The organism is Paenibacillus sp. USHLN196 (assembly GCF_037144955.1).
GTDB lineage: Bacteria > Bacillota > Bacilli > Paenibacillales > Paenibacillaceae > Paenibacillus > Paenibacillus xylanexedens_C.
The window spans coordinates 1-213 of record NZ_JBBCYH010000088.1; the positions used below are offsets into that span (position 1 = coordinate 1).

A 213-nucleotide genomic window follows, 5' to 3' on the forward strand; every position below is an offset into this window, starting at 1 on the left:
GTGTGGAACCCCTCCGCCATCGCCACCAAACGCATAGCTTAGCTTACATTTCAGAGTTGTTGTTCTCTGAAAACTAGATTCGAAACGAAACATGCGAATTACAACTTGCTAATTGGATAAGCCCTCGACCGATTAGTACTGGTCAGCTCCATGCATTGCTGCACTTCCACCCCCAGCCTATCTACCTCGTCGTCTTCAAGGGGTCTTACATAC

At 47.9% G+C, this 213-nt stretch carries 1 rRNA gene; it reads right to left on the minus strand.

The features are described from left to right. Positions 1-112 precede the first annotated feature (112 nt). A 23S ribosomal RNA gene (locus WFI24_RS34465) occupies positions 113-213 on the minus strand; the annotation flags it as partial.